The sequence below is a fragment of the Thiocapsa sp. UBA6158 genome (assembly GCF_002423035.1).
In the GTDB taxonomy this organism is placed as follows: domain Bacteria; phylum Pseudomonadota; class Gammaproteobacteria; order Chromatiales; family Chromatiaceae; genus Thiocapsa.
Window position 1 is genome coordinate 1 of the sequence record NZ_DIUM01000065.1, and the last position, 3,799, is coordinate 3,799.

At 62.9% G+C, this 3,799-nt stretch carries 4 protein-coding genes; 1 reads left to right on the plus strand and 3 read right to left on the minus strand.

Features of this window, described 5'->3' with window-relative positions; translation table 11 throughout:
- Positions 1-45 precede the first annotated feature (45 nt).
- On the plus strand, positions 46-741 hold the full coding sequence (locus tag B4N44_RS09385; protein WP_296699828.1) for a TetR/AcrR family transcriptional regulator: 696 nt from the start codon (positions 46-48) through the stop codon (positions 739-741).
- Between the two features lie 8 nt (positions 742-749).
- Here B4N44_RS09385 and B4N44_RS09390 read toward each other — a convergent pair whose 3' ends face one another.
- From B4N44_RS09390 to B4N44_RS09400, 3 genes are all read right to left on the minus strand, one after another.
- Positions 750-1,592, minus strand: coding sequence for a lipase family protein (locus B4N44_RS09390; protein ID WP_296699829.1), 843 nt, complete (start codon positions 1,590-1,592; stop codon positions 750-752).
- Between the two features lie 38 nt (positions 1,593-1,630).
- On the minus strand, positions 1,631-2,269 hold the full coding sequence (locus B4N44_RS09395) for a hypothetical protein (protein WP_296699831.1): 639 nt from the start codon (positions 2,267-2,269) through the stop codon (positions 1,631-1,633).
- Between the two features lie 83 nt (positions 2,270-2,352).
- Positions 2,353-3,561 carry an ATP-binding protein gene (locus B4N44_RS09400; RefSeq protein WP_296699834.1) on the minus strand — a complete coding sequence of 403 codons (1,209 nt, stop codon included), beginning with the start codon at positions 3,559-3,561 and terminating at the stop codon, positions 2,353-2,355.
- Positions 3,562-3,799: the final 238 nt, after the last annotated feature.

The window sequence follows — 3,799 nt, forward strand, 5'->3', positions numbered from 1 at the left end:
TACCTTAAACTGATAGGTGGCAAGAACATGACGAAGGAACCAGACATGCCGACATCCGAAGCCGACGCGTCCGGGGTAACGGCGGCGCCCCGTACCGCCGGGCGCGGTCGACCGCCGGACCCGGCCAAGCACGCGGCCATCCTCGCGGCTGCTCGGAGGCTCTTCTTCTCGGGTTCGATCCAGGCACTCAATATGGAGGCCGTCGCCCGCGCCTCCGGGGTTTCGAAGGTCACGGTCTACAGCCATTTCGGTGATCTACAGGGTCTGATTCGCGCGGTCGTGCTGCTGCAGCGCAGCGAGATGACGGCGGCGCTCGACGATCTGCCCTCGGGCCAGCACCTGCTGAGACAAGCCCTGATCGACCTGGGATGCGCGCTGATGGACTTCCTGAGCAGCGACGACTATGTCGCCCTGCTACGGATGTTGGCGACCCTGGCCGGGAAGGAGACCTGGCTCGGCACACTTGTCTATCGCGACGGCGCGGAGGCGACACGCGATCGCCTCGCCGCCCGCCTGGCCGAGGCGTCGGCGCGCGGCGACCTGCGCGCGCACGACAGCCGCATGGCCGCCGAGCAGCTGCTCGGCATGTGGCAGGGCATCCAGACCACGGGACTCTTGAGCGGCGGCTGTCCGCGACCCGACGCCGAGCAGCTGCGCCGTCGGGTCGAGTGCGGGGTGGATGTACTGTTGCGAGCCTATGCACCCGAGGGCATCGATCGCAAGACCGACCGGTCGGGTTGAAACGCGATTCAGCCGCGCAGACGCTTTTGGTAGTTGGGGATCAGGTGAGCATGGATACCTTTGCGCACGAGCGCCCAGAGCTCATCCGTGAGGCTCGCCGTGAGCATGCCCTCCACCGCCGTGCGTCCGAGTTCCCCGAGCGCGTGGGTGAATGCCCTCTGCGTCGGGCCTTCAAGCCTGATCTCGCTGAGACAATGGGCATAGGCATTGGCCAGCAGACTGACCGTCGGCAGGAGCGGGACCGGGTCTTCGATATCGACATAGCGAAAGATCCGGTCGGGAAACGCCTGCTCGAAGGCTTTGGCCGCGACGGCGTTGCCGATCATCGGCGCGCCGAAGGTGATGACCTCGTGCACCCCGATGAAGGCGCGCTGAAAACGCCAGGCCGCGAGCAAGGCAAGTGCCCCGCCGAGACTGTGTCCGGTCAGCCAGAGCGGTCGCTCGGACGCGTCCATCGCCTCCTGGACGGCCTGTACGAGCGGCGCCCAGATCTCGTCCAACGCCTGCATGAATCCGCGATGGAATCGGGCCCCTACGCCCGCGGCGGCAAAATCGGTGCCGATGCGCCCCTCGGGGACGACCAACAGGTTGTTCGCATTGGTCAGCAGCCAGTCCTTGACGCCGTCGAGACTGGTCGGCGATTGCGAGCCGCGAAAAGCGACCACCAGCGCGCCGGGGTCACTCGCAACATAGACCTGCGTGTTGTCGACACCGATGAGGCGCGCATCCAGACCAAGCTCGGCCCGAAAGCCGGTCGGACCGTCAGGCTCGTCCAGGTAAGCCAGCTCGCAGGCCTTGGCCAGGAATCGGACGTTGGGCAGATGACCCGGAACGGACGCGTCGAGTGTCATGGTCTCTTCACCTCGCAGGACGGAACGCGGGCGCGACCTCAGCGCAAGGCCCGGCGCCCGGGCTTGGCCTTGCGCCATTCGGAGAGGGTCTCGGCCGAGACGGATGTGCCGCGCAGATCCAGCTCGAGCAGAGCCGGATGAGGCATAAGGAATGCGCGAAAGCCGGCATCGGTAATGCCCGTGTTTGCCAGACGCAGCCGCTCCAAACGCGTCGATTCGGCAAGCCGCGCAAGCCCCGCGTCCGTCACGGCGCTATCGTTCAGATCCAACTCGCGAAGCCGATCCATCCCGGCGAGCAGCTCCAATGTCTCGTCCGTTACATCCGGGTTGGCCATCTGCAGCACGATCACGTCCGCCGCCCCGTCCAACACTCGATAGTCGTGCCGGTCCCAGCCGGTCAGGGTGATATGGCGCTCGCCGTCGACCAGCACATCCCGCGGGCCAAGATCGACAGGCAACAGACGGTTGACGACCGGCGGACCGGCAGCGAGCAGCAATCCAGCCAATCCCAGGACAAGCGGACCGCGCGCGGCGTGAAAACGGCCGACCGCGAAGAGCAGCCCGGCCGGCGGAAAGAGCGCGACCGCGACACCCCAAGGACGGCTGCGCCGCCAAGCGACCACGGCAAACCAGATCCAACTGACCGCCAGCAGGCCGAAGCCTGTCAAAGTCGCCATGAAGAGGTGGCTTTCGTTCATTGCAGGTCACCATGTGAGTAGAGTCGTCTTCCCTGATCATTTCGGCCGAGCTCCCATAACGGTCAGGAATAACTCTTGTAGAACGCCTCGGCGGTAAACTTGACAAACTCTTCAGTCTTCTCGGAACTGCGCGCGATAACCTGCCAAGGTTCCAGTCGGGAAATCTCCGTCTGAAGATCCTTCGCCGTCTTGCTGCTGCAACCAAGAATGTCCTGTACCGATCCGGCGGCCACGCCGTCGCATTGGAAGATGTAGGCGAATTCAAGCAGCTCCTGGAAGTTGAAGAACTTTTGTTGATAATCGTTTGGCGACTGGCTAGCGAAGAAGACCACGACACCCTTCGAGCGCCCTTCGCGAATGATCCGCTGCAGGAAAATGTTCCTCTGGCCGAGGTAGTTATGCGCCTCGTCGATCACCAGGATGGACCGAATGGTCCGTCGACCCTCGGTTACCGGACTATCGGGCAGGGTCGTCATCTCCTTGTAAAGCCGCTCGATGACGAGATAGCCGACCAACTCCTTCAGTACCGGCATGGCATGCAGATCGATCAACATCGTGCGGTTCGACACCCGGTCCATCGGTGCGCCCTCGCTGCCGTGACGCCAGAACAGCTCGAAATCGGATAGATCGCGCAAGACCTCGATGAGGCTATCGTCTTTCTTGCCGTCTGCCTCATAGGCGAGTGCCGCCAGTTCGAGCACATCGGGAAAGTCCGGATAGGGTGCGGCCGATGCGGCGCGTTTGGCATAAGCCGCCCGGATGGCCTCCGTCAGTGCACCCTTCTGCACCACGCCGAGCTTGCTGTTGATTGACGCGAAGCTTTCGGCCTTCTCGCGTGCCGAGACATTGATCGTCTGCTCGTCATAGGCCGGCAGGATGAAGGGATTGATGGGAAGGCTCTGCCCGCCCTGCAACAACCGGAAGGGTTGCACACGCGCCAGTTCCAGAAACCGCACGTTGTCGACCACGTCGCCCTTGTAGTCGAAATAGATGAAATTTGTCTGGTAGTTGGACTGGATACGAATGTCCGTCAGCAGTTTCAGCAGGAACTGCGTCTTGCCGACGCCGGGTTTTCCCATGATGGCCAAGTGCGAGTTGGCGTGCTTGGCCGTGTTGTTGAGCTCCATGACCAGCTCGTTGCGCTGCAACAGGGTGCGGCCAATGAAGATGTCGAGGCCACTGCCGAGTTGCTCGCGCCGACCGGCGAATTCCACCTCGTCGACAAGCCCTCGAATCAGCCCCTCGCCACTGCGACCGCTCTCCTGGAACATCCGCGCCAAGAGCGCGGCACCGCTGTCGATATGATTCTTGATGACGGAGCGATTGGAGAAAAACTCAACGGTGTCCGGTCTCCTTCATAGGTAGGCCATCAACAGTGGCTTCAGCTCGCGCTCATAGAGCGCTGGCGAGGCCGGTTTGAGAAAACAGTGTTTGAAGAACCGCAAGACTTGGCGGCTGACCTTGGCGGTGTAGCGAAACAGGGGCGCGGTCCAATCGGGGCGGTCGGTG